This is a genomic window from Arthrobacter sp. Cza30 (assembly GCF_059090765.1).
In genome coordinates this window covers 71,112-94,140 of the sequence record NZ_JBNHGA010000012.1, presented here as the reverse complement: position 1 = coordinate 94,140, position 23,029 = coordinate 71,112, and the positions used below count along the sequence as shown (strand labels likewise).

22 protein-coding genes and 1 pseudogene are annotated in these 23,029 nt (G+C 64.3%); 12 read left to right on the top strand and 11 right to left on the bottom strand.

Annotated features, from left to right (window positions below; all coding sequences use genetic code 11):
• Positions 1-6 precede the first annotated feature (6 nt).
• The 6 genes from AC5RVZ_RS30115 to AC5RVZ_RS30090 all read left to right on the top strand — a co-directional run bounded on the left by AC5RVZ_RS30115 (position 7) and on the right by AC5RVZ_RS30090 (position 7,997).
• The gene (locus AC5RVZ_RS30115; protein WP_494069282.1) at positions 7-1,851 is read left to right on the top strand and encodes a DEAD/DEAH box helicase; all 1,845 of its coding nucleotides are present in this window, start codon (positions 7-9) and stop codon (positions 1,849-1,851) included.
• Positions 1,848-2,339 (top strand): EcoRII N-terminal effector-binding domain-containing protein, encoded by a 492-nt coding sequence (locus AC5RVZ_RS30110; RefSeq protein ID WP_494069281.1) that lies wholly within the window; start codon positions 1,848-1,850, stop codon positions 2,337-2,339. Before AC5RVZ_RS30115 ends, AC5RVZ_RS30110 begins: the two co-directional genes overlap by 4 nt.
• A complete protein-coding gene (locus AC5RVZ_RS30105; RefSeq protein WP_494069280.1) occupies positions 2,339-3,919 on the top strand; it encodes an ATP-binding protein in 1,581 nt (526 codons plus the stop codon). The genes AC5RVZ_RS30110 and AC5RVZ_RS30105 overlap by 1 nt, the downstream gene beginning before the upstream one ends.
• Before the next feature lie 12 nt (positions 3,920-3,931).
• Complete coding sequence (locus AC5RVZ_RS30100) at positions 3,932-4,777, top strand: HNH endonuclease (RefSeq protein ID WP_494069279.1); 846 nt, start codon at positions 3,932-3,934, stop codon at positions 4,775-4,777.
• Positions 4,778-4,941: 164 nt separating this feature from the next.
• The gene (locus tag AC5RVZ_RS30095; RefSeq protein ID WP_494069278.1) at positions 4,942-6,006 is read left to right on the top strand and encodes an RNA polymerase sigma factor; all 1,065 of its coding nucleotides are present in this window, start codon (positions 4,942-4,944) and stop codon (positions 6,004-6,006) included.
• Positions 6,007-6,284: 278 nt separating this feature from the next.
• Positions 6,285-7,997: an NERD domain-containing protein gene (locus tag AC5RVZ_RS30090; protein ID WP_494069277.1), complete on the top strand. Its 1,713-nt coding sequence runs from the start codon at positions 6,285-6,287 to the stop codon at positions 7,995-7,997.
• A 346-nt stretch (positions 7,998-8,343) separates the two neighbouring features.
• On the opposite strand, the gene AC5RVZ_RS30085 is transcribed toward AC5RVZ_RS30090, so the two are convergent.
• Positions 8,344-9,075 (bottom strand): DUF2306 domain-containing protein, encoded by a 732-nt coding sequence (locus tag AC5RVZ_RS30085; RefSeq protein WP_494069276.1) that lies wholly within the window; start codon positions 9,073-9,075, stop codon positions 8,344-8,346.
• 108 nt (positions 9,076-9,183) lie between these two features.
• On the opposite strand from AC5RVZ_RS30085, the gene AC5RVZ_RS30080 reads away from it, so the two are divergent.
• The 4 genes from AC5RVZ_RS30080 (at position 9,184) to AC5RVZ_RS30065 (ending at position 14,322) form a co-directional block, all read left to right on the top strand.
• Positions 9,184-9,879, top strand: coding sequence for a TetR/AcrR family transcriptional regulator C-terminal domain-containing protein (locus tag AC5RVZ_RS30080; RefSeq protein ID WP_494069275.1), 696 nt, complete (start codon positions 9,184-9,186; stop codon positions 9,877-9,879).
• Between the two features lie 364 nt (positions 9,880-10,243).
• Entirely contained in the window at positions 10,244-11,743 is a 1,500-nt protein-coding gene (locus AC5RVZ_RS30075; RefSeq protein ID WP_494069274.1) for a serine hydrolase domain-containing protein, read from the top strand.
• Between the two features lie 104 nt (positions 11,744-11,847).
• Positions 11,848-12,789, top strand: coding sequence for a DMT family transporter (locus AC5RVZ_RS30070; protein ID WP_494069273.1), 942 nt, complete (start codon positions 11,848-11,850; stop codon positions 12,787-12,789).
• A 132-nt stretch (positions 12,790-12,921) separates the two neighbouring features.
• Complete coding sequence (locus tag AC5RVZ_RS30065) at positions 12,922-14,322, top strand: dihydrolipoyl dehydrogenase family protein (RefSeq protein ID WP_494069272.1); 1,401 nt, start codon at positions 12,922-12,924, stop codon at positions 14,320-14,322.
• Here AC5RVZ_RS30065 and AC5RVZ_RS30060 read toward each other — a convergent pair.
• The 3 genes from AC5RVZ_RS30060 to AC5RVZ_RS30050 form a co-directional block, all read right to left on the bottom strand.
• Positions 14,319-14,543: a hypothetical protein gene (locus AC5RVZ_RS30060; RefSeq protein ID WP_494069271.1), complete on the bottom strand. Its 225-nt coding sequence runs from the start codon at positions 14,541-14,543 to the stop codon at positions 14,319-14,321. The genes AC5RVZ_RS30065 and AC5RVZ_RS30060 overlap by 4 nt on opposite strands.
• Complete coding sequence (locus AC5RVZ_RS30055; RefSeq protein ID WP_494069270.1) at positions 14,540-14,884, bottom strand: hypothetical protein; 345 nt, start codon at positions 14,882-14,884, stop codon at positions 14,540-14,542. The genes AC5RVZ_RS30060 and AC5RVZ_RS30055 overlap by 4 nt, the downstream gene beginning before the upstream one ends.
• A gap of 104 nt (positions 14,885-14,988) precedes the next feature.
• Positions 14,989-15,735, bottom strand: a complete 747-nt coding sequence (locus AC5RVZ_RS30050; protein ID WP_494069269.1) for an ANTAR domain-containing protein — start codon at positions 15,733-15,735, stop codon at positions 14,989-14,991.
• 212 nt (positions 15,736-15,947) lie between these two features.
• On the opposite strand from AC5RVZ_RS30050, the gene AC5RVZ_RS30045 reads away from it, so the two are divergent.
• On the top strand, positions 15,948-16,886 hold the full coding sequence (locus tag AC5RVZ_RS30045; protein ID WP_494069268.1) for a serine/threonine-protein kinase: 939 nt from the start codon (positions 15,948-15,950) through the stop codon (positions 16,884-16,886).
• A gap of 156 nt (positions 16,887-17,042) precedes the next feature.
• Here the strand turns inward: AC5RVZ_RS30045 and AC5RVZ_RS30040 are convergent.
• Positions 17,043-17,222 (bottom strand): annotated as a pseudogene (locus tag AC5RVZ_RS30040) (DUF1232 domain-containing protein); the annotation flags it as partial.
• A gap of 282 nt (positions 17,223-17,504) precedes the next feature.
• Here AC5RVZ_RS30040 and AC5RVZ_RS30035 point away from each other — a divergent pair.
• The gene (locus AC5RVZ_RS30035) at positions 17,505-17,897 is read left to right on the top strand and encodes a VOC family protein (protein WP_494001641.1); all 393 of its coding nucleotides are present in this window, start codon (positions 17,505-17,507) and stop codon (positions 17,895-17,897) included.
• On the opposite strand, the gene AC5RVZ_RS30030 is transcribed toward AC5RVZ_RS30035, so the two are convergent.
• Genes AC5RVZ_RS30030 through AC5RVZ_RS30005 form a run of 6 tightly spaced genes read right to left on the bottom strand, consistent with a single transcriptional unit; the run spans position 17,842 to position 23,026 of the window.
• Positions 17,842-18,684: a glycosyltransferase family 2 protein gene (locus AC5RVZ_RS30030; RefSeq protein WP_494069267.1), complete on the bottom strand. Its 843-nt coding sequence runs from the start codon at positions 18,682-18,684 to the stop codon at positions 17,842-17,844. The two genes, AC5RVZ_RS30035 and AC5RVZ_RS30030, sit on opposite strands and share 56 nt — an antisense overlap.
• A gap of 59 nt (positions 18,685-18,743) precedes the next feature.
• Entirely contained in the window at positions 18,744-19,601 is an 858-nt protein-coding gene (locus AC5RVZ_RS30025) for a prenyltransferase (RefSeq protein ID WP_494069266.1), read from the bottom strand.
• Positions 19,598-20,014 (bottom strand): lycopene cyclase domain-containing protein, encoded by a 417-nt coding sequence (locus tag AC5RVZ_RS30020; RefSeq protein WP_494069265.1) that lies wholly within the window; start codon positions 20,012-20,014, stop codon positions 19,598-19,600. The genes AC5RVZ_RS30025 and AC5RVZ_RS30020 overlap by 4 nt, the downstream gene beginning before the upstream one ends.
• Positions 20,011-20,391, bottom strand: coding sequence for a lycopene cyclase domain-containing protein (locus tag AC5RVZ_RS30015; RefSeq protein ID WP_494069264.1), 381 nt, complete (start codon positions 20,389-20,391; stop codon positions 20,011-20,013). Before AC5RVZ_RS30015 ends, AC5RVZ_RS30020 begins: the two co-directional genes overlap by 4 nt.
• Complete coding sequence (gene crtI / locus AC5RVZ_RS30010) at positions 20,388-22,142, bottom strand: phytoene desaturase family protein (RefSeq protein ID WP_494069263.1); 1,755 nt, start codon at positions 22,140-22,142, stop codon at positions 20,388-20,390. Before crtI ends, AC5RVZ_RS30015 begins: the two co-directional genes overlap by 4 nt.
• On the bottom strand, positions 22,142-23,026 hold the full coding sequence (locus AC5RVZ_RS30005) for a phytoene/squalene synthase family protein (RefSeq protein ID WP_494069262.1): 885 nt from the start codon (positions 23,024-23,026) through the stop codon (positions 22,142-22,144). The genes crtI and AC5RVZ_RS30005 overlap by 1 nt, the downstream gene beginning before the upstream one ends.
• Positions 23,027-23,029 lie beyond the last annotated feature (3 nt).

Genomic DNA, 23,029 nt, shown 5'->3' with positions numbered 1-23,029 from the left:
GGAATCGTGCTGAGGACGGAATCTGCGGCATTAGAAGTAGAGGCTATCGATGTCTGGTCAGCCGAGTACGAAGGCCTTCGTGAGATCGGCGGAGTCGACTGCAATAGACCGTCCCACGACCTGCCTCATCTGGATATCTCAGCCGATCTGCTCCAGCTTGAGCCTGTTCTAATAGCCTCGCAGGCCGGGCGGACCTGCTTAGCTCTGCGTGCAGTCAACGCCAAAAACCAGCCCATAGTAGATTCCTGGCCGGAAACAGACCAAATGATAATCGGGAACCAGTGGTTTGCTATCGACCCGGCTGCAATAAATACCATGACTAGAATCCTGGATTCTCATGGAATTAGGCTTCTACAAGAACTCAGCGAAGCCCAGCAGCTGTGGTTACTGTGGCATAGCGGGTTGGAAATCGGATATTTCGAGGGTGACCACCATGGAGCGCTGACCTCTTCGCTGGCTACTGATATAGCCAAGGCACCGAATGACCTTGTAGACGCGGTCTTATACCCTTACCAAGCCGTCGGGATATCAAAATTGGTCTCCATGGCTGACCAAGGTTTAGGATGCCTGCTCGCCGATGAGATGGGTTTGGGCAAAACCATACAAGCCATAGGCTTGATATCGTGGGTAACCCAAAATGGCGGCTCACCTTCTTTAGTCGTCGCCCCTTCATCAACCACAGCTAATTGGTGCCGTGAGTTGAACCGTTTTGCACCAAACTTGCGTGTTCATGAGCATGCGGGCTCTCAGAGAAGCGGAGATCCCTCGTTCTTGAACAGCTTCGATGTTGTGGTGACTTCTTTTGACCTGCTTATCCGCGATGAGTTCATGCTGCGATCCCTTTCGTGGGGTTCCATCGCTGTCGATGAAGCTCAGTATGTTAAGAATCCTCAAGCACAGAGATCGCAAGTTTTACAACGATTGAACTCAAAGCTGCTTATCGCCATAACCGGCACTCCGATTGAGAACTCACTTACAGATTTATGGTCGATCATGTCTGTAGTGGCCCCGGATTATTTGTCGTCGCTTGATGACTTCAAAATACGGTATCCGGACGAGGACCACGCCGCACTTGAGTTGGGGCGCAGAGTGGCCCCTCTGATTATTCGACGGAGGGTCACAGACGTTGCTGGTGACCTACCTGCTCGCACCGATGCCCTGGTGCCGGTTCATGCAAGCGAGCTGATGGCTTCGGAGTACGAAAGGCTCCGACTTGACGAGTCGATTTCCCCGCTTGCCAAGATCGGATATCTTAGACAAGCTTGTTCGACGCTTCGCTGTTTAGACGACGAGAATCCTCCGATCACGACAGCAAATCCAAAGTACGAACAGGCCCTGCAAATTATTACCGAGGCCTTTAGTCGGAATTGTAAAGTTCTGATCTTCGCCTCGTTCACTTCGACTGTCGACGAGATTCAGAGTGATTTGTTGAAACGATTCCCGTCAGCGTTTATATCTCATTTAGATGGTCGAGTCCCGATCCATGAACGCCAGTTGAGAGTTGACGATTTTACAAGCTTTGCAGGTCCAGCTGTCCTAGTACTAAACCCAAAAGCTGCTGGTGTCGGCATAAACATCCAGGCTGCCAACTACGTCATCCATTTTACTCCTGAGTGGAACCCGGCAACCATTGATCAGGCTTCAGCGAGGGCTCACAGGCGAGGCCAGAATAAGCCAGTGTTCATCTATTCCCTGTACTACAAAGACACAGTCGAAGAGTTGATGCTGGAACGTGTTCAAGCGAAACGGCACTTGTCCACGCATGGACTGCGTGGGGCAGAGGAACTTCCAAGCAACCGAGAACTTGACGAAATGCTCGCAATGAGCCCAAAGGTGGCTTCCTTATCATGACAACAATAATTGCATCAGTGACAAAGGTTCTTACCTCGAACGACGTCGGATCTACAGGCTCACACCAAGCGGGGGTTGTTGTGCCGAGGCAAGATGAAATGCTGGCCTTCTTCCCATCCCTTGATATCAGTCAATTCAATCCTAGGCAGCAGATGCTGTTCCGCGAAGTAGATGGCATAGACGAGTGGAAACTGAACTTCATCTATTACAACGGAAAACTTCATGGACGTTCCACTCGGAACGAGTATAGGTTGACAGGCTTAACGCCTTTTTTTAAGAAACACCAAGCCCGCGTCGGGGACACTCTGCATCTAGCCCGGAGTCTGACTGGGCGGTGGACGATAGGACTAAACCGCAGCGGTCCGTCAATCGAAGACGACTTGGTTACGCGTGCCCCATCGCTCACTTCGGCGCCTGAATCGTTCGATATTTATGAAACAATCAAGCTTTCCGGCACATGGAGTGCTATCTCAAGGAGGAAGAACTAGTGTCAGCTGAGCTGTTCGAAGTCACGCCCGATCCGGAGCGCATCACGGAGTCGTTGCGAGACACCGGTTATATATTGAACACGGCCGTCGCTGACATCGTCGATAACTCGATCGCGGCCGGTGCAGACTTCGTTTCTGTTGAACTCAAGCTTGATCCCAGAGGGAATGTTCGTTTCAGTGTGACTGACAATGGCACGGGCATGGATCGAAATGGCTTGGTCAATGCCCTTAAGTACGGCTCCGCCCGGCGCCCCGATCCCTCCAGCCTTGGCAAATTTGGCTTGGGGCTTAAGACCGCCTCCACATCATTTGCACGCCGACTTAAATTGACTTCAAAGCCAGGCGACCAAGATTCGGCAGCAACTGCCATTTGGGATTTAGACCTGGTTCCGAGTCAAGGTTGGCAAGTGTCTGTCGATTCCAACGCGGATCCAATCGATGCTGGCTTGCTGGAAAAACATGCCAAGGGAACGGGAACGGTCGTACGCTGGGAGAAAGTGGATCGCCTGATCCGTGACTATAAGGACCCCGCTGGAGACCGGGCACAAGGTGCGATCAAGCGACATGTCAGTTCTTTGCGCGACCACCTAGCCATGGTATTTCAGCGGTTCCTCGATCACACAGATAGCCGTGCTAGCAACGTTCGCATCTCTTTAAACGATGCCCCTATCGATGCATGGGACCCATTTGGCTTTGGCTCTGACAAGCTCCTGGATGTATCGATTCCTGTGGATCTTGGGGACAAGAAAACTGCCATGCATCTCAAAGCGTTCGTGATGCCCCGTAAAACTGAACTCCAAGCTGACTTTGGAGAGGGCGCGCCGGCCTTGGCCCGCTTGGGCAACAAGACGCAGGGAATCTACGTTTACCGAGAGAATCGTTTGATTCATGGGCCCGACTGGCTCAACATGTGGGCGCAAGAACCTCACTTCACATTATGCCGCGCGGAGCTTTCTTTCGACCACGAGCTAGATTTGGCGTTCCAAGTCGACATTAAGAAGTCGACTATCATACTGGACACTGCGCTTGCCGATGTCGTCTATAGGGCTCTGACGCCTCCCAGGCGAGAAGCCGAAGCTCGCTATCGCGACGGTCAACGCTCCCGGGCGAAGGACATGACAGACCCTCAGCTTCATGCTCCGTCGAATGCCGCAATCAAAGACAAGTCGAAATCCATTCCCAACGCGACGCTGCAATCCACGGATGAAAGTACGGGTACGGCCAAGATCCGTAATGAGCATGGCGTAGTCAACGTGGATTATGTGCAATCTAGTACAGGCGTGTTTGTTGAAGCTGTTGATGAACTCCGGGATGGTATTCTCTACCAACCGGCCTATATTGGTGATAATCCTGGCGTAAGAATCAGTAAATCGCACCCCTACTATGAAAAGGTTTACCTGCCCAATCAGTCTTCGGGAAACACGATCCAAGCACTTGATTCTCTCTTGTGGGCACTGGCTTCGGCCGAATTCCGGTCGGCACAGGACTCCACAAAGGAAATATTCGAAGATATTCGCTATGACGTTTCTAGGGCGCTTAAAAAGCTTGTTGAAGATCTTCCCTCACCGGATTCCGAGTAGGGTTACGATTCCATGGATTCAGAAGAGCTAGCAGGTGCGCTTAGCCGCGCACTCAGTCTGCCAATAACTGCCAAATCGAGTCCGCAGACAGCGGCCATTGAGTTTCGGCTACTTGGAATGTCACGCCCCCATGGCTTTAGCGTCGAGGTGACCCGTCTCCTGAGCCGGGTTAAAGCGGAACTTAGGCTCGACCGGCTGGCAGCTGATCTCCTTCGAGTAATAAGTGAAGCCGATTCCGAAAGATGGCTGCAAGTTACTCAAATCGTGCGAGCATACGAATCTCTTGGTGCCAACTTCCAGATTGTCGTCAACGGCATCAAGGTCGAAGAACTGAATGTTGATGAGCTGGGCGGGACAGTCCATACGTTCGTCTGCACAGGAAGCTTGATGAGGACGTCGGTAGAAGACGCAAGTATGGATGTCTTGAAGGTGACCGAAGCGCTCTTCAGCTTCTTAGTCTGTCTCCTGCCTCTGGACTTTGAGGATCCTGTTGAAATGCGCGAGGTCGATTTTGCTTTCGCGTATGAGGGGCATAAGTACTCTGTGCTATCGCACAGGTATGAACGAAGCAGAGCAAACCGAGCTGCAGCGATAGCTGTTCATGGCCGATCCTGCACGGTATGTGGATTCAACTTCGATGAGATCTATGGAGGGACAGCCAATGGATATATTGAGGTCCATCATTTAGTCCCCGTGAGCTCCATGGGCGAATCGCGTCCTGTGGATCCCATCACGGAGCTCGTTCCTCTGTGCGCGAACTGCCACCGCATGGCGCACAGACGATGGCCTCCCTACAGTCCAGAAGAGTTGACCGTCGCCCGTAATTACACCGCTTCTCCGAAGAAGGCGTTGAAGTAAGTGAGCCCGATTTTGTCAGGGCCAGCCTCTAGGATTTCTAGCACGGAGATTTATGGAGGGCGACATTGGATTGGCGGCATGAACCATCAAAATTAGACGTTGCCGTACCACCACAACCACCTCAAGAACCTAGCAGTGGAACAGGGTGGCTCGATGGCGTAGTTGTGACGCTCAGCGGAACCTTAGATGGCGGACGCAGTGCTGCCAGACGATATGGCAAGAACAGGGCTACTTCGTCTGTTTCTACTGGATTTGTTTACTCCGACGCCGATGACAAGGATGGGCCGGCTCAGCAAATTTTCTCTGCCGGTGCCACCGCTGACCCCGTCGCTGACTACCTGAAGCAGATCGGCAAGGTCGCCCTGCTGAATGCCGAGCAGGAGGTCGACCTCGCACTGCGGATCGAGGCCGGTCTCTTCGCGGAAGAAAGGCTGGCCAAGGACGACGGCACCATGGAGACTCGCCTGCAGCGCGACCTGGAGCAAATTGCCCACGACGGCAAACGCGCCAAGAACCGCTTGCTCGAAGCGAACCTCCGCTTGGTCGTCTCGGTGGCGAGACTCTATACCGGTCGCGGCATGCTGTTCTTGGATTTGATCCAAGAAGGCAACTTGGGTCTCATCCGCGCCGTCGAGAAGTTCGACTACACCAAGGGCTTCAAGTTCTCCACGTACGCAACCTGGTGGATTCGGCAGGCCATCACCCGCGCCATGGCAGATCAAGCCCGTACCATCCGTATTCCCGTGCATATGGTGGAAGTCATTAACAAGCTCGCCCGTGTAAAGCGCCAGATGCTGGAAGATCTAGGCCGCGAACCCACAATCGAAGAGGTGGCAGAGAAATTCGACTTCACGCCCGATCAGGTGCGTGAGTACGAAGGGTACGCGAATGAACCGAGTTCTCTAGACGTAGATGCATTCGATGAAAGCGGTGACCAGGTACGTCTCTCTTCGCTAATAGAAGACGTCGAGTCTTTTGATTCGCATGCAATCACCGTATACAAACTGCTGCAGGAACAGCTTCACTCGGTTCTGGACACGCTATCCGAGCGAGAAGCCGGCGTAGTGGCCATGCGCTTCGGGCTTACCGACGGCCAGCCGAAGACTTTAGACGAAATCGGCAAGGTCTACGGCGTTACGCGGGAACGCATCCGCCAAATTGAAGCTAAAACAATGTCTAAGCTCCGCCATCCCACAAGGTCACAAGTCTTGCGAGATTACCTTGACTAGTCGCGAAACCCCACGTCGAGCAATGGCATTCGTGATTGTGGCTGGCAGTGCAAATAATTCGTAGCATCGCACCCTGGCCTTTCTCTAACTATCGGGCGCGCAGACCCGACAGTCTTGGGTGAAGCAAAGCGACACGGAAGCATCCATCTCACAGAGTCGGGCGGTTTTCACGGGATCGCAGACCAATGTTCGACCGGCGGTGACGAAAAAGATCGTAAGTTGCGGGTGCAAACCGCAGCTTACTCGACTGAGGACTAGAACCAGGGGACGGAAAAATAGTGCGGTGCATTCCGGAGGAACCAGAGTTCGGCCCTGAGTTTTCGGCCGAGCATGCCGTCTGGACCAAGCTGAGGGACAACTTGCCAAACGAGGTGGTGCTGGCACACTCGGTGCAAGTGCGGCACGGCCGTGCAGAGCATGAGATCGATCTATTGGTGATGTGGCCGGGCGTAGGTCTTGCCGCCATCGAGGTCAAGGGCGGGCTGGTCGGCGTTGACGAGGGGCAATGGTGGCAGTCGGACAGGAGCGGTCGGCACAAGATTCTGAGCCCCGTCGCGCAGTCCCAGTCCTCGATGCACGCTTTCCGGACTTGGATCGGGGAACAGCTCGGGACGCCGCTCTCGAACCGCTTCGCTTATATGGTCTGCTTGCCGTACACCAACGTCCCCCAAGACTGGTCGATGGCCGGATGCCCGCGTTCGTTAGTGCTGGACGCAGAGGATCTCGCCAACCTCCCGGAGAAGATCCGGCGGGCCATCGAAACCGAAGGCAGCGGCGCAAGTCCCCTTGCGCCGTCGTACATGGAACGGATCATCGGCCGGCTAACCGGAACGCTGCCCTTGAGCGACTGGGAATCGGCGGAGGCTCAGGAACTGGAAGACCGTCAGGACCAGCTCACGGAACGTCAGTCCGTCCTGCTAGCCGCAACCCGGGACCTAACGAGGGTCCGATTCGCCGGCGGGGCAGGGAGCGGCAAGACGTGGTTGGCGGTGGAGAAAGCCAAAAGATTGTGCCGGGAACGCAAGAGCGTAGGCCTGTTCTGCTACAACAAGGGGCTCGGGCAGTACTTGCAGGAGCGGACGTCAGGCTGGCGCCACGCACAGCCGGCTTTCACTGGCGAGTTCCATGAGTACGTGCGCGCTCTCGGCGTTCCTGACGGGTCCGGCCAAGAGTATTTTGATCAAGAGATGCCGCGCCTGCTCAAGGAACTGGCGGCGGACTTGCCGCACGAGCAGAAGCTGGACGCCGTCGTCGTCGATGAAGCACAGGACTTCGCCCCGCTGTGGTGGGAGGCGCTGCTCGCTTGCCTCAAGGACCCCGCAGCTGGCGAGGCCTACGCGTTCATGGACGACCGCCAGGATGTCTACCGGCGTTGGACCGGCGTGGGGGTGGACGGAGTGGCGGGCCCGATCGGCAGCTTTGTCCCGATCCACATTGACGAGAACCTGCGCAATACGCGGCGGATTGCCGACACGTTCAAGGACTTTGCCGGTGAGTACTTCAAGCCGCGCGGTGGTACGGGGCTTCCGGTCCGGTTCGTCCAGTGCAGCACCGATGATGCCTTGGATGTGGCCGGCGATTGCGTGGACGCTCTGATAGAGGAAGGGTGGGCCAACAACCAAATCGCGCTACTTACGACCCGGCATCGTCATCCGGTGCACCAGGGCTATTTTGACAGTGGAGAGATTGCCGAGTATTGGCGGGACTTTCACGCCAATAAAGAAGAGTTCTACGGGCATGTGCTCGGCTTCAAGGGACTTGAACGGTCCGTGGTGATCCTTTGTGCCAACGGCTTCAAGGATCTGGACCGCGCGCCGGAGCAACTTTACGTCGGGCTGTCACGGGCCAGGAGCCTGCTGGTGGTGGTCGGTGACATGGACTCACTAGCTCAAGCCGGCGGATTGAAGCTGGGGGCAGCGCTGAAACGAGCCGAGCCTTGGTTCCCAGCGCTACCCGACGCTGAAGATACGTCGGTGAATGTAGGACCGTGAACTGCGTGGTCCCCGGAAGCTAAACTGTCGGTCCCGGACGCTAGGTTTACCGTACGAGGAGCAATCAGGCGCCGGAAGTGGCTGGCGACGGTACGACCACGTGCCCGCGCTGCAGCCACGAAGCCTGGCCCGTGGTCTACGGCATTTGGGTACCATCTCTCGATGGTCCGGAGTCCAAGGTGATTCGTGCAGGGTGTGTCTTCGAACCGGACAGCCCTCATTGGCAGTGTCTGAATGATGACTGCGGCTACTCTTGGCGTGTCTGGTAACCCTGATCCGGCCGGATCGCATTCTGTTGGGGACCCGTAATTTGGAGGACGACATTGCCGGATTGGCGCCCGGTTGGTCATCGCGCAGCCTCTGTCGGGACTGCCGTGGCCCTGCCGGATATGCGCCTCGAGTACCCGGACCTTCGGGCGCGGCGGCGGATGAAGTACTCGGCGACCGCAAGGTTGAGCAGCCAGGCCGACCCCATGAGCACCGCACGGCTTAGTTCGTGGGTCGGGCCGACCAGGAGAATCCACGGGATGGTCACCAGGGCCTGGGTTCCGGCGGCGATCCCGATGGCGTAACCGCGGGCCATCCAGGCACCGTGTGCGGCGAAGTTGCGCCGCCGGATCCCGAGGATGCCCAAGATGATGCTCACCGTCATGGCCGTGCCGAACACCAGCCGGAGGACGAGCAGTATGACGCCGTCGTCGGGCGGGAGGTCGTAGAAGACGGACATCCAGAGGCCGGAGAGGGCAGCGAGCAGGCCGGCCGGGATGAGGATAACCCCGGCCATGCGGTGCCAGCTGCGCCGGCCTCGCTTGCCGCGACGGAGGGCGGGCACGAACTGGAAGGCACCGACCAGGCTGTAGACGATGGCCGCGGGGATGTGGATCAGCACAGGAAGGGGCGAGTCGAAGAACCGCTCGTTGGCCGGCGTGACCGCCGCTCCCCCGGTCAGCTCAGCCACGCGGATCGATCCAAAGATGACCGGGATGAGGCTGACGAAGATCAAGCCGGCGGGTATGAGCCAGCGTCCGCGGGGCCGGCGCCCGGAGGCTTGGGTAACGGCGATGGTTTCTGCAGCCATGGTTAGATCCCCAAATCCGTGAGTGTACGGCGTACACCTAGTGATCTAAAGGTAGGTGTACGTTGTACACTTGTCAAGAGATATCTGCCGTCAGAAAGGGTGGTCCTGATGGCTCAGCAGGTGGAGTCGGTACGCCGCGCCCCGCTGAACAGGGAGCGGGTGTTGAGCGCCGCCGTCGTTCTTGCCGATGAAGCCGGCGTGGACGCACTCAGCATGCGCAAGCTGGCCCAGGAACTGGGCGTGGTGCCGATGGCCCTCTACAAGCACGTCGCCAACAAGGAAGAACTTCTGGACGGCATGGTCGACGTCATCGTCGGCGAGATCGAGACGCAGCCCGGCGGGACTGACTGGCGGAACGCTGTCCGTCAGCGCGTGTTGTCGGCCCGGGAGGTCCTGCTGCGCCACCCGTGGGCGCGCCAGGTGCTCGAGTCACGCACCAACAAGACGCCGGTTGTCCTGGAGTACATGGACTCGGTGATCGGCATGTTCCGCGCGGGCGGATTTTCGGTCGACCTCACCCACCACGTGATGCACGCCCTGGGCAGCCGGATGTGGGGTTTCACCCAGGAGCTGTTCGACGACTCGCAAAGCGCGCCCGCGGACGTTCCGCCGGAGATGCTGCGCGCGATGGCCGAGCGGTATCCGCATATCGCCGAAATGGCCATCGCCGATTCCCACGACGAGGGGTCCGTGGTCGGCCAGGGCTGCGACGACCAGTTCGAGTTCGAGTTCGCGCTGGACCTCCTCCTCGACGGATTCGAAAGGCTTTACCAACAGGGATGGACGTCGGCCCGGCGGTCCTGAGGCCGGCGGCCTGATCGCATGGCTCCTGCACGCTCCGCCTGGTGCGAGCCGTGGGTTTTGTCTGTCCGTTGTGCTCTGATGCGCCAGCCTCTACGGTGAATGAACCGCAATCCGAACCGCAGGAGCGGGCATGGGCAGAAACCGCGGACGGACGGGGCGGACGCCGTTGCAGTTCCGGACCGCCTTCACCCTCGCCTGTGCGGCTGCTTGCCTCCTCGCCGTCGGCACCTGCCCGGCAGCCTTAGGAAACTGGCCTGCGGCGTCTGCGGCAGGCGGCGCGGCAGCCGCCGCGACGGCGGCAGCGGCGCCCCCGGTCCCGGGCCGCGGCGCGCCCGACCCAGCCTTCGCGGCGGTTGACGCCTACTTGCAAGACCAGATTGATGCCCTCGGGATTCCGGGAGTCTCCCTCGCCGTCGTCCGGGACGGCGGACTGGTGCACCAGGCGGCGTTCGGCAGCGCCGATGACTCGGGGCGCCCCATGACCGCCCAGACGCCGGTTCTTCTGGCCTCGACCAGCAAATCACTGACCGCCATCGCCGTGATGCAGCAGGTGGAGGCCGGCCTGCTGGAGCTGGACGAACCCGTGCGGACCTACCTGCCGTGGTTCAGCATGCGTGACCACCGCGCGGCGGCCATCACGGTCCGCCACCTGCTCCATCAGACCAGCGGGCTGTCCACGGCAGACGGCTCGGCTTACGCAGCATCGGATACCCAGGATCCTGCGGCGCTGGAACAGGGCGTGCGGGATCTGTCCGACGCCAGCCTGGCCAACCCGCCGGGGGCAACGTTCGCCTACTCCGATGCCAACTACAACGTCCTCGGCCTCTTGGTGCAGACCGTTTCCGGCCAACCCTTCGGGGACTACATGCAGGACCAGGTGTTCACGCCGCTCGAGATGGCCAACACCCACTCCACGCGGGCAGCTGCGCGCGCGGATGGCCTGGCGTCGGGCTACTCGCTGTGGTTCGGCACCTGGTGGCGACAGACGGACGTGCCGGCCGCGGTGACAGGGATGCCCTCGACCGTCATGTACTCATCTGCCCAGGATCTCGGCCACGAGTTGATCGCCCTGCTGCACGGCGGCGCCTACCTGGACCGCCGCATCCTCCGGCCGGAAAGCGTTGGGACGCTGCTGACACCCCGGGTCCGCGTAGACGAGTCCAAAAGCTATGCCATGGCATGGTTTGCACGCCCCCTGCTGGAATCCACGCACCCGGACGCCACGCCCGCAGCCGACGGCGACCTGCCGTTGCTGCTGGAGCATCAAGGCGAATGGGGCAACACGCACACCTATCAGGCCATGGTTCCGTCCTCCGGGCTGGGCCTTGCCCTGCTAATCAACGGGAACGACACGTCCGCGCCGTCCCGGCTGCAGGCGCTGGACAGCAACGTCCTGCGGATTCTCCACGGACAACCTCCCGAACCCCTGGCCGCTGACGAGGACTGGCTGCAGCAGTACGGTTGGGCCGTCGCCCTGGCGCTGCTGCTCGCCGAGCTGGCGAGCCTGGCGCTGGCGCTCCACTTCCTGGCGCGGAAACGCATCGGCCCGCGCCGCGGCGGCCGTCACCTCGCGGCCGGAGCCAGCTCCGCCTACGCCGCCGGAAACGATGCGGCCGGCATGGCCCGGTTCCGTCGCGTGATGGTCCTCTGGGCCGTCGGGGCACTGGCCCTCGACGCGTTCCTCGTCTGGTTGGCCTTCGTTTACGCACCCGCCCGGTTCGAGACCTACCTGCCCGTCATCGTCCGCCAGTTTCCCGACGTCGGTGCCGCTCTGGTACCGGCGCTCACGCTGGCCATCGCCTGCTCCCTCCCTCGGACGGCCTGGCTGCTGTCCCGGCTCCGGACGCCCCGGCCTGCCGCTTGACTAAGCCCAGCCCCCCACCGGGCGACACCGGGCTGCGGCCCGGAGCAGTGTTTAGCACGTAGGGTGTGTGGGACGAGCGCCTGACGACGACCCGAGGAGGAAGTATGCGCGCCTACGTGCTCCTCCTGCTGGTGGTCATCTTCTATGCCGGCAATATCCTGACCGGCAAGGCGCTCAGCGACCTGCCGCCTTTGACCATCGCGTTCTTCCGGGTCTTCATTGCCTTCCTGGTGCTGCTCCCGCTGGGATACCGCAGCGCCTGGCAGTCCCGCCGCCTGTTCCTGCAGCACCGCAAACCGCTGCTGCTGCTGACCCTCACGGGAGTCGCCCTCTTTAATACGCTGATCTACAGCGCCCTCCAATTCACCTCGGCCACCAACGTTTCCGTGCTGGAGGCATCGGTTCCGGCGGTGACGGTGGCCCTGAGCTTCTGGCTGCTGCGCGAACGCCTGCGGTCGATCCAGTGGTTCGGCGTCGTGCTCTCCCTGTGCGGGGCGCTGTGGGTGGTGACCAACGGGCAGCTGATGCGCCTCGCGGACCTGACCTGGAACATCGGCGACGCCATCATGGCAGCGGCCGCGGTGTCCTGGGCGGTGTATTCGATCGCGGTGAAGAAGTATCTGCACCTGTTCCCGTCCTACGGGGCGGTCCTGGTCATGACCGGGCTGTCGGTCATGATCCTGCTGCCCGTCATGGTCGTGGAGTGGCTGGTGGTGGGAGTGCCGCAGATCGGCGGGGGCCACTGGTCCGGGCTGGTGTACCTTGGCGTCTTTCCGTCGGTGATTGCCCTGATGCTGTACAACCGGGCCGTTGCCGTCCTCGGGGCGTCCCAGACGTCCGTGTTCCTGAACTTCGTGCCGGTCTTCACCATGCTCGGGGCGTATCTGCTGCTGGACGAGAGCATCAGCGGCATGCAGTTGCTCGGCGCAGCCCTGGTGATGTGCGGCGTGTTTTTCACCACCCGGGACACGAGGACCGCCCGAGGCAAGGGTGCCCGGGCCGCCCGCGAACCCCGCAAGGATGCGGCGCCGGAGGAGATCCCGTAAGCCCGCCTCCCGGCCGGAACGCTCGACGCCGGTCGGCGTAGGGTGGCCTTGAGGCGGCCCGATGCGCCGCGCCGAGAGTGTGCCCGGTCAGTAGCGCATGGGCCGTGAAGGCAACCCGAGGGAAGGATGGATATGGAACCCGAGGATTTCGACCTGCTGGTAATCGGCGGCGGGAAGGCCGGCAAGTCGCTGGCGATGGATCTGGCCAAGTCCGGCCAGAAGGTGGCGATGGTGGAGCGGGCGATGGTCGGCGGCACCTGCATCAACGTGGCATGCATCCCCACCAAGACGCTCATCCAGTCCGGCCGGGTGTTGGACACCGTGCGTCGGGCGGCCGAGTTCGGCGTGGCAGGCGCGGAGCAGCCACGGATGGACCTCGAGCTGCTGCGCCACCGCAAGGAGGACGTGGTGGACACCATGGTCGCCGGGCAGCACAAGCTGTTCACGGGATCGGGCATGGACTTTATCCTGGGCGAGGCCAAGTTCGTCGCCGAGAAAACCGTGGAAGTCGCGCTGAACGACGGCGGCACCCGCCTCCTGCGCGGCACCGACGTCGTGCTCAATCTGGGCACCGAGCCGGCCCTGCCCCCTATCGACGGCCTGGCCGAATCCGGGGTGCAGACCAGCAACACCCTGCTGCACCTGGAGCAGCTGCCGGCGAGCATGGTGATCCTGGGCGGCGGCTACATCGGCTGCGAGTTCGCCGACCTGCTGAACACCATCGGCGTGCAGGTCACGGTGATCCAGCGCGCTGGGCAGCTGCTGCCGCGGGAGGACGCCGACGTGGCCGAACTGGTGGCCCGGAAATTCACTGACGCCGGGATCACGCTGAAGCTCGAGGCGTCCGCGGAGAAGATCGAGCGCGCCGCCGACGGGAGCGTGACCGTTACGCTGTCCACCGGGGAGACCGTCACAGCGGACGACGTGCTGGTGGCGCTGGGGCGCCGGCCGATGACGGACGGGATCGGGCTGGAGAAGGCCGGGGTGGAGCTCACGGACAAGGGCTTCGTCCAAGTGGACGAGCAGCTGCGCAGCACGGCCGACGGCGTCTGGGCCGCCGGCGACGCGGCCGGCTCGCCGCAGTTCACCCACGCCTCCTACGACGACTACCGGATCCTGAAAACCAACCTGGCTGCCGCCCGGGGCGAGGGCGAGCCCCGGTCCACCCAGGGACGGCTGATCCCCTACACCGTCTTTACGACGCCGGAGCTCGCCAGGGTGGGGATGACGGAGGCACAGGCCCGGGAGGCCGGCCACGAGGTGCGGATCGCCAGGATGCCCGTGAGCGCGATTCCGCGGGCCCGGACCCTCGGTCAGCTGGACGGCGAATGGAAGGCCGTGCTGGACCGAGAGACCGGCAAGATCCTGGGTGCCGCGCTGCTGGGAACAGGGGCCAGCGAGGCGATCGCGGTGCTGCAGATGGCGATGATCGGCGGGATGGACTTCACCGCGGTGCGCGATGCCGTCATCACGCACCCCACCGTCTCCGAGGGGTTGAACCTGCTGTTCACACCCGCGTGGCTGGAGGACTAGGCGCCTAGGCGGCTTCTGTTGTCACCGTCCTCCAGGTCTTCGTCCCGCATTTCGAGCTCCGCGGTGAGGGCGTAGTACTGGACGAACGCGTCCCGGACCGGGTGCTCGCAGTCCAGCTGTTCGAAGCACTGGTTGCTGAGCGTCAGGAGCTGGTCCCTGGAAAGGACCGACAGATCGCGGGGAAACGCCGGGGACCCGGGCGGTGGCGTCATGCTGTTCACGCCGCCCCCTGGAACCGGGCCCGGCCCGTGGTCGCGTCCGGGCACTCCGGGAGATCCGTGGGTGCGTTGATCGCCAGCCTGCCGGTGAAGGAAGCGGCCTGCGACGCATCAACTGCTTCTCCGGCACTGAACAGCTCGAGCATCTGCAGGCCACGGCGTTCAATGTGCTGCGCATCGGAAAGATCGATTGTGACCACCATTCCGTGGGCCAGGCGATCCATGCGTTGGACAAGAGGTAAGAGGGCCGTGCAACTGTCGGCCGTCAGGCATCCGCCCACTTCGATGACCGCCGAGGCGCGGTCGATATCCAGCCGGACGAGTACTCGCAGTTTGTGCTCCATGATCGACGCTCCAATGAGTGGATCGATGGCCAACTGCTTAACCGGGATCCACCGTACAAGAACTTCACCCCGTTGCTCAAGGGTTTGAGGCGATGCGGTGCCGGCTATTTGTCGAAGTGGGTTTCGGCGGAGGGGGTTCCGGTGGAGGCGACGATGTCGGAGGCCAGGTCGCGGAGTTTGATGTTGCGCGTATTGGAGGCGGATTTGAGCATCGCGATCGCTTCGTCCTGGCTGCAGCGGCTTTGGCCCATGATGATCCCGACGGCCACGGCAATGGTCGTTCGGGATTCCAGCGCCGCCTTCAGGTCAGCCTCGGTCTCGCGGTGGCGGGCCAGCCGGACCGCAAGGGACAGTGCCTGGGAGGCCTGATGGGCATATTGCTCGGCCGCGTGAAGGGCGTCCGCGTCGAACCTCCGTGGCCGGTCGGAGTAGAGGTTCAGCCCGGCGCTGTCGCCGGTTTCGAGCGGGATCGGCACGGCCAGGATGGACCGGATGCCCTCGGCCATGACGTCCTTGGTGTAGGCGGGCCAGCTCGTCTCCACCTGCAGGTCGGCGATGTGCACCACCGTCTGCTCGCGGGCCGCGCGCAGGCAGGGGCCGTCGGAATATGCGTACTGTATCTCGTCCATCTTCTGCGCCCGATCGCTGCTGCTGGCGACCGTGCCGGCCTTTTTATGGCGCAGCAGCGTGATGCCGCTCAGGAGTTCCTCGCCGGGCTGGGACAGGTTGTGCACGGCCAGCCGGGCCACCGCGTTGAGGAACGCCTCGATGTCCGCGCTGTCTGCCGCCAGGCCGTGAAGGAAATCCCTGACTGTCGTCTCGGAATCATCAAAAATCTCGCCTGTCATCATGCCCTCCAGTGGTGCTCCGGCGTAGGCTCCACGCTACACCTTGTGAGGCAGGTCACAGCCAGGGCAAGTGGAGCGAAGTCTGGGTCGACGGCCTCCCCCCGCCGCTCGCTGATAACGATTCGGACTACCGATCGCTTCAGGCAACTACTTGGCACTCGACCCCGTACGATGCTAAGTGTGCTGTCAAAAGGCCAGCCGGAAAGCAGGAGACGTTGACCAGTACGCGTCATTCAGATCGGGCCGGCACCCTCCTGGGCGGGCGGTACCGGCTCAAGGAACTTGTCGGGACCGGAGCGAGCGCGCGGGTGTATCGGGCGGAGGATGCCGTCTTGGGGCGCGAGGTGGCCGTCAAGGTCATCCAGCGGCCCTCGATGAACGAGGCAGAGTTCCACCGCGATGACGCGGAAATCAAGCTCCTGGCTCGGCTGAACCACCCCAACCTGGTGATCCTGCTGGACGCGGGCATCGACCGGATGGAGGCGGGACACCCGCAGATCTACCTGGTCATGGAACTGATCGAAGGTGCGGACCTGCGCACGCGCCTCACGGAGGGCCCGTTGCCGCCGCGCCACGTGGCCCAGGTCGGCCGCGAGTTGGCCGAGGGAATCTCCTACATCCACAACAATTCGGTGGTCCACCGGGACATCAAGCCCGGCAACATCATGCTGTTTAACTACGACGACGACGCCTCCCGGCTCCGGGCCAAGCTCACCGACTTCGGCATCGCCGTCGTGATCTCCGAAGATGCCCGCGAGGACGGCATCTACGGGACCGCCGCCTACCTGAGCCCGGAGCAGGCCAAGGGCGAGCCGTCCGGCCCGGCCAGCGACATCTACTCGCTGGGCCTGGTGCTGCTGGAGTGCTTGACCGGCAAGCCCGCCTATCCCGGCCCGCCGCTGGAGGCAGCGGTTGCCCGGCTGCTGCGCGATCCGGAGATCCCGGCCAGCCTCGGGCCTGACTGGGTGCTGCTGCTGGGCGCCATGACGGCTGCCGACCCGGCGGACCGCCCCACCGCACGGGAGGTGGCGCTGGCGCTGGAGGAGATGGAGCTTTCGCTCCGGGGCAGGCGCCGGCTGTGGGGCAGGCGCAGGCTGGACGCCCCCGTCGTCCCGAACCACGGGCCCCAGCGCCTGAAAGCGGCCGCGCGCTAAGGCTTTCGAGGCTGCTCTGCCGGGTCCGAAGCCCGACGCCGGAAGCCCGGCCAACCGTTCGATCACGCGAAGTCCCGCAGGGGTACCCGGCCAGTGCCGGCGCAGCGCCTCCGGGCCGGCGGTCCGGATCAGCAGCCGCAGGCCCCAGGCCACGACCAGGACGTCGTCGGCGTAACCAATGACGGGAAGGAAATCCGGCACCAGGTCGAGGGGGCTGGCCAGGTAGGCCAGCAGCAGCACGAGCAGAATTCGGACCCGGGCAGGTACCGCGCGGTCCCCCGCCAGCCGGCGCAGCAGCCGCAGCAGATCCGGCAGCAGGCGCAGGGAGTCCCGCATTCCCACGGTCTCCGGGTGCCGGCGGGCGTACCACCACAGGCCGGCCAGCAGCACCGCGTAGACCAGGATGAGGCCACCCGCAACACCAACCAGCAGGTCAACCCAGTCCACGTTCTGTTCCCTTCCCAACGCGGCTGCGACGTCGTCCTTTTCTTGGCCGCGCTACGGCAACTGTAGGGCAGACAGGGACGTCCATGTGCGGTAGCGTCCAACCATCACGGCGGCCCGGCGATTGCCGGGGCGGTTCGGCAATCCTTCGAAGGGAGACCCATGCTGCGCGGAATGAGTACGGTCAGTTACTACACCCCGGACCTGCCGGCGGCGGTCGAGTGGTACTCCGACCTGCTGGGGAAGAAGCCCTACTTTGAGCAGCCGGGCTATGCGGAGTTCCGGGTCGGCGACTACGAACATGAGCTGGGGCTGATCGACACCATGCACGCTCCGCCCGGACACGCTATCGACCCCGGCGGCGCGATCCTCTACTGGCATGTGGACGATGTGCGGGCCGTGCGGCAGCGCCTGCTGGACAAGGGTGCGAAGGAGTTGGAGCCCGTCACGGAACGCGGCCACGGATTCGTCACGGCCTCGGTCGTGGATCCGTTCGGCAACGTGCTCGGCATCATGCAGAACCCGCACTACCTGGAGATGCTGGGCTCCTCCGCTCCGGCGTCCTGAGGTTGAGGCGCCCCAGCCAGCGCTGCCCGGGTGGCTGGACCGCCCAGTTCAGCGTCACCGTGCTGAAGGCCCACCGGAAGCGCTGGGCAAACGCGGCCCGGCCGGCGAAGATCCGGCCGGCCGCGCCGACGCGCAGCCGCCGGTCGAACCTGATCCGCGCCCACGGAGCCAGCTGGAAGCTCAGGTCCAGGTCATCATGAATGTCCTGCCGGTCGCGGTGGACGCCTGCCTTGGCCCGCTCCCAGGCAGTCCGGCGCATGGCGAAGTTCGATCCCCACACCGGGGTGACCGCCATCGCGAGGCCGGCGCCGAGCCGATAGCCGGAGCCATAGGCGTTGCTGGCCAGCCAGGCCACCGGACGCGGCAGGTCGTAAAACCGGCCCGGACCGGTCAGCGCGTCGAGGCCGGGATCGGCGTCGAAGGCGGCACCGATTCGTGCCAGCCAGTCGGCGGGAGGACGGGTGTCGGCGTCGCAGCGGACGATCACCGCGGCGGCGGCAGCGAGCGCCGGGACGGCGGCGAAACCGGCAGCGGGGGTGTCGAAGCGGGCGGCAGTGTCGAAGCCGGCGACGGCGGCGTCGTAGCCGGCTGCCGAGGCGGCCGGGATGCCGGGGCGTGGTTCGACGACGACGCGCGCCCCGGCGGCCCGTGCCACGTGGGCCGAGGAATCGGTGCAATTGTTGTCCACGACGATGACCTCGGAGGGCGGACGGGTTTGCCGCCCCAGCAGCGCGAGGCACTCGGCGAGCGCCGCGGCGTCGTCAAGCACCGGGATCACCACGGTCATGATGGTTTGAGGCCGGTCCCCGGAACGGGCCGCGGCGGCCCCGTTACAGCCCCGCGGTTTCACCGGACTCCCGCGTACCAGATCAGCAGCATGGTGACCAGGAAACCGACCACATAGTTCAGCCACAGGAACCGTTTCCACCCCGCGTTCGCGGCCGCCGAGCCGGCGTCGTCGATCCCGGCGAAGCGCAGCACGTTGGCCAGGTACGGCAGGGCCAGGAGCCCGGCCAGCGGGCCCGGCCAATCGGTGGCCAGCATCAGCAGTCCGGCCGCGGCGTAGGCGGCGGCGGAGACCAGCACGGTACGGCGGGCGCCCAGCACCGTGCCGATCGATCCGAGCCCGGCTTCGCGGTCCGGGACCATATCCTGCACCGCGCCGAAGGCATGGCTGGCCACGCCCCACAGGAAGTACGCGGCCAGCAGCGCCCACAGCCCCGGGGTGAAGCCGGTGCCGGCCAGGACCAGCCCATAGACCGCGGGCGAGACGAAGTGCGTGCTGGAGGTCAGCGAATCCAGGAACGGCCGTTCCTTGAACCGCAGCCCCGGCGCGCTGTAGGCGTAGACCGCGGCCAGGGAGATAAGCAGCACCAGGTTGGACGCCACGCTGCCGGCTACCGCCAGGACGGCGATGAACGGCACCGTGGTCACGGCGCTGGCTTGCAGGATCGAGCGGTGTCGTGCCCTATCCACCACCGCCCCCTCGGCCCCGCCCTTGCGCGGGTTGAGCAGGTCCGATTCGTAGTCGAAGACGTCGTTGATGCCGTACATCGCCAGGTTGTACGGGACCAGGAAGAAGATCGTGCCCACCACCAGCAGCCAGTCGACGCCGCCGGAGGCCAGCAGGTATCCGGCGGCGAAGGGGTAGGCGGTGTTGACCCAGGACACCGGCCGGGAGGTGATGACCAGTTCACGGATCACGACGGTTCCTCTCCCCCGTCGGCTCTGCCGGTTGCTCGGCCGGGACCCTGTGGGGTTTGGAGGCCGGTTGATCGGCGGGGCCGACCGCCTGCCCTGTCACCGGCGGGGCGGCGGCGCGGCTCCGTGAGCATCAGCCACACCGCGGGCAGCAGCAGCGCCGCACCCAACGGATAGGCAAAGTCCTCGACCGGCGCCAGGCCGATCCGGAGCCCGGCCAGGGCGTGTCCGCCGTAGTCGAACAGCCCGGAGGCGATCATGACGTTGTCGAACACGGCGGTGAGCACCCACAGCGCCGCGACGGACAGGCCGGCCGCCGCGGCTGCCCCGCGGGGCACCCGCCGGGCCAGGACCGCGCCCACTGCCGCGGCCATCGCGACGCCGAGGAAGACCGCATTCAGCACCAGGAAACTCACGCCGCACCACCCCCGGCCGACGCGCCGTCGTCGTTGCTGACCAGTTGCGGTCCGGCCGCGCGGGCAGCCCACCGGTGCCGGCCCCATGCCAGCAGCCCGGTGAACAGGATCATGGTCTGGTAGCAGAGGAAGGCCAGGAAGAACGCCTCCTCGAGCGGCAACTGGGGCCCCAGCATCAGGCCGGTCATCAGCGGCGAGTCGCGGTGCACAAAGATTCCCAGCGCGATCGCCCACACGTCCCAGGCCAGGAAGTACGCCAGTCCGGCGGCCAAGGTGACGGCGGCCGCGACCGGCCGGGCGAAGAAGAACAGCTTGTAGCGCGCGTCCAGCAGGGCCATGCAGCCCAGCAGCGCCACCAGCACGGCCAGGTAGATCATCTGCTCCTCCCCGCACTGTCCGACGACGGCGCGGGGCCGGGCGCCGCCGGGTCCGGCTCCGGCAGCGCCCCGGGCGCGGCCGGGTCCGGTTCCGGCAGGGCCCCGCGCGCGGCCGGGTCCGGTTCCGGCAGGGCCCCGGGCGTCCCGATCCCCTGCACGGCCTTGAGTACCAGTTCGGCACTGATCAGGCACATGGGCACGCCGATGCCCGGCCGGACCGAACTGCCGGCGTAGTGCAGCCCGTCCACCCGGCGGCTCCGGTTGCCCGGGCGCAGGAAGGCGCTCTGCCGCAGGGTGTGCGCCGGCCCCAGCGCGCTGCCGCGCCACGCGTTGAAGCCGTCCGCGAAGTCCGCCGGACCGTAGGTGCGCCGGACGGCGATCCGGCCGCGGAGGTTCGCCACTCCCGCCCAGGCGGCCAGCTGGTCGATGGCCGCGTCCGCGACCGCTTCCACGGCGGCCGCCCCGGACCCGTCGTCGCCGCCCGCGCCCCAGGCCGGCGCCGCAGGGGCGGGAACCAGGATGAACACGTTTTCGTCCCCGGCCGGCGCCGCCCCGGCGTCGGTGGCGCTGGGCTTGCACACGTAGATGGAGGTCTCCCGGGCCAACGCCCGCCCGGAGCGGATGCGGCCGAAGTTCTCCTTCCAGTCCCGCGTGAAGAGCAGGTTGTGGTGGGCCAGCTGCGGCAGCGGCCCGCGCACGCCCAAGCAGACCAACACGGCGCTGGGACCGGGGTCGCGGCGGCGCCACACCCGTTCCGGGTGGCTGCGCAGGTGCGCCGGCAGCAGCGCGGTCTCCACGTGGTGCAGATCGGCCGCGGCGACGACGATGCCCGCCGCCGTCCGGTGCTCGGCGCCGGCGGCATCGGACCAGAGCACTGCCTCGCAGCGGGCCTTCGCGCCGGACTGCCCGGTGACGATGTGCCGCGCGGTGGCGCGGGTTTCGATCCGCACGCCGGTCTCCCTCGCCAGCCGCTCCATCGCATCGACCAGGGCCGCGAATCCGCCCATCGGGTAGTACACGCCGTCGTCGAGGTCCAGGTGGCTCATCAGGTGGTACATCGCCGGCGCCCGGTACGGGCTGGTACCCAGGAACACCGCCGGGTACCCCAACACCTGGTGCAGCCGCGGGTCCGTGAACCGTTCCCGGACGTAACGGTCCAGGCTCCAGCCCAGCAGCTTGGCCAGCCGGGGTGCCCGGCGCAGCACCTGCGGGTGGGCCAGGCCGCGCAGGCTGGCGAAGTCGTCGTACAGGAAGTGCTCCTTGGCCAGCCGGTACGTTTCCGCCGCCTCGTCCAGGAAGCGGTGCAGCGCCGGCCCGGACCCCGGCTGCAGGCCTTCGAACAGTCCCGCCACGTTCTTGCGGCCCGAGCGGACCTCCGTGGCCGCCGGATGCCCCTCGAACCAGATCCGGTAGCCGGGGTTCAGCCTCACCAGCTCCAGGGCCTCCGCGGCGCTGGAGCCCATCAGCTTGAACCAGTGGTCAATGACCTCCGGCATCAGGTACCAGGACGGGCCGGTGTCGAAGCGGAAGCCGTCGCGCTCGTGCCGTCCCGCCCGGCCGCCGAGGCCGGATCGCTGCTCCAGCAGGGTGACGCGGTGCCCGGCCCGGGCCAGCAGCCCGGCCGCGGCCAGTCCGGAGATTCCGCCTCCGATGACCACCACCGGTTGCCCTGTGGCCCCGCCGGCCGGCGGCGCCGCTCCCGCTGCCTGTCGGCGAGCGGTCAGCCTGGACTTGAACGAGGCGGTGCCCATCAGGCGGCGCTCCTTCCGCGCAGCCGCTGGCGGGCGAGGATCCGCAGGGCGATCGCGGCCTTGTGCGGCGTGCCCACGCGCACCCGGCGGGAGAGCAGCTCGTCCGCCGGTATCCGTTCCAGCCGGTCCACCAGCGCGCTGAACAAAGCATGGGCCAGTTCGACGGCGGTGCAGGCGCCGGGCGGGAGCAGCGCAATGCCCCGCCGGGCGGCAGCGAGGTCGGCACGGATGTCGGCCACCAGCGCGAGCTTCCGTTCCTCGTCCCACGCCTCGGCGCCCGTCTGAGGGAAGTAGCTGCGGCCCAGCTGTTCCCGGTCGGCGGCGAGGTCGCGCAGGAAGTTGACCTTTTGGAAGGCGGAGCCCAGCCGGCGGGCGGCGGCGGCGAGCTCGTCGTCGCGGCCGGGCATCGCGCCGGGCATGGTTTGGAACACCCGCAGGCACATCAGCCCCACCACCTCGGCGGAGCCGTAGATGTAGTCCGCCAACGAATCTGCAGTGTGTTCGGCCACCGTGGTGTCCGCGCGCATGGAGCCGAAAAACGGCCGGGTCAGGTCGACGTCGATGCCGCACGCGCGGGCGGTTCCGGCGAACGCATGCACCACCATGTTGGTGCTGTAACCGGTCAGCAGCGCGGTTTCGGTCTCGTGTTCCAGCCGGTTCAGCTGGTCGCGCACGGCCACGGCGTCGAGCCCCGCCGCGGCAGCCGCACCGTCCACCGCCTCGTCGGCCACCCGGACCAACGCATAGATGTTGGCGATGTGCCGGCGTTCCTCCGGCCCGAGCAGCCGGCACGCCAAGCCGAAGGAGGTGGAATAGCGGGCAATCACGACGCCGGCGCTGCGGCCGGCGGCGTCAGTGTACCGGAGCAGTGGGTTCGCTTCCATGGC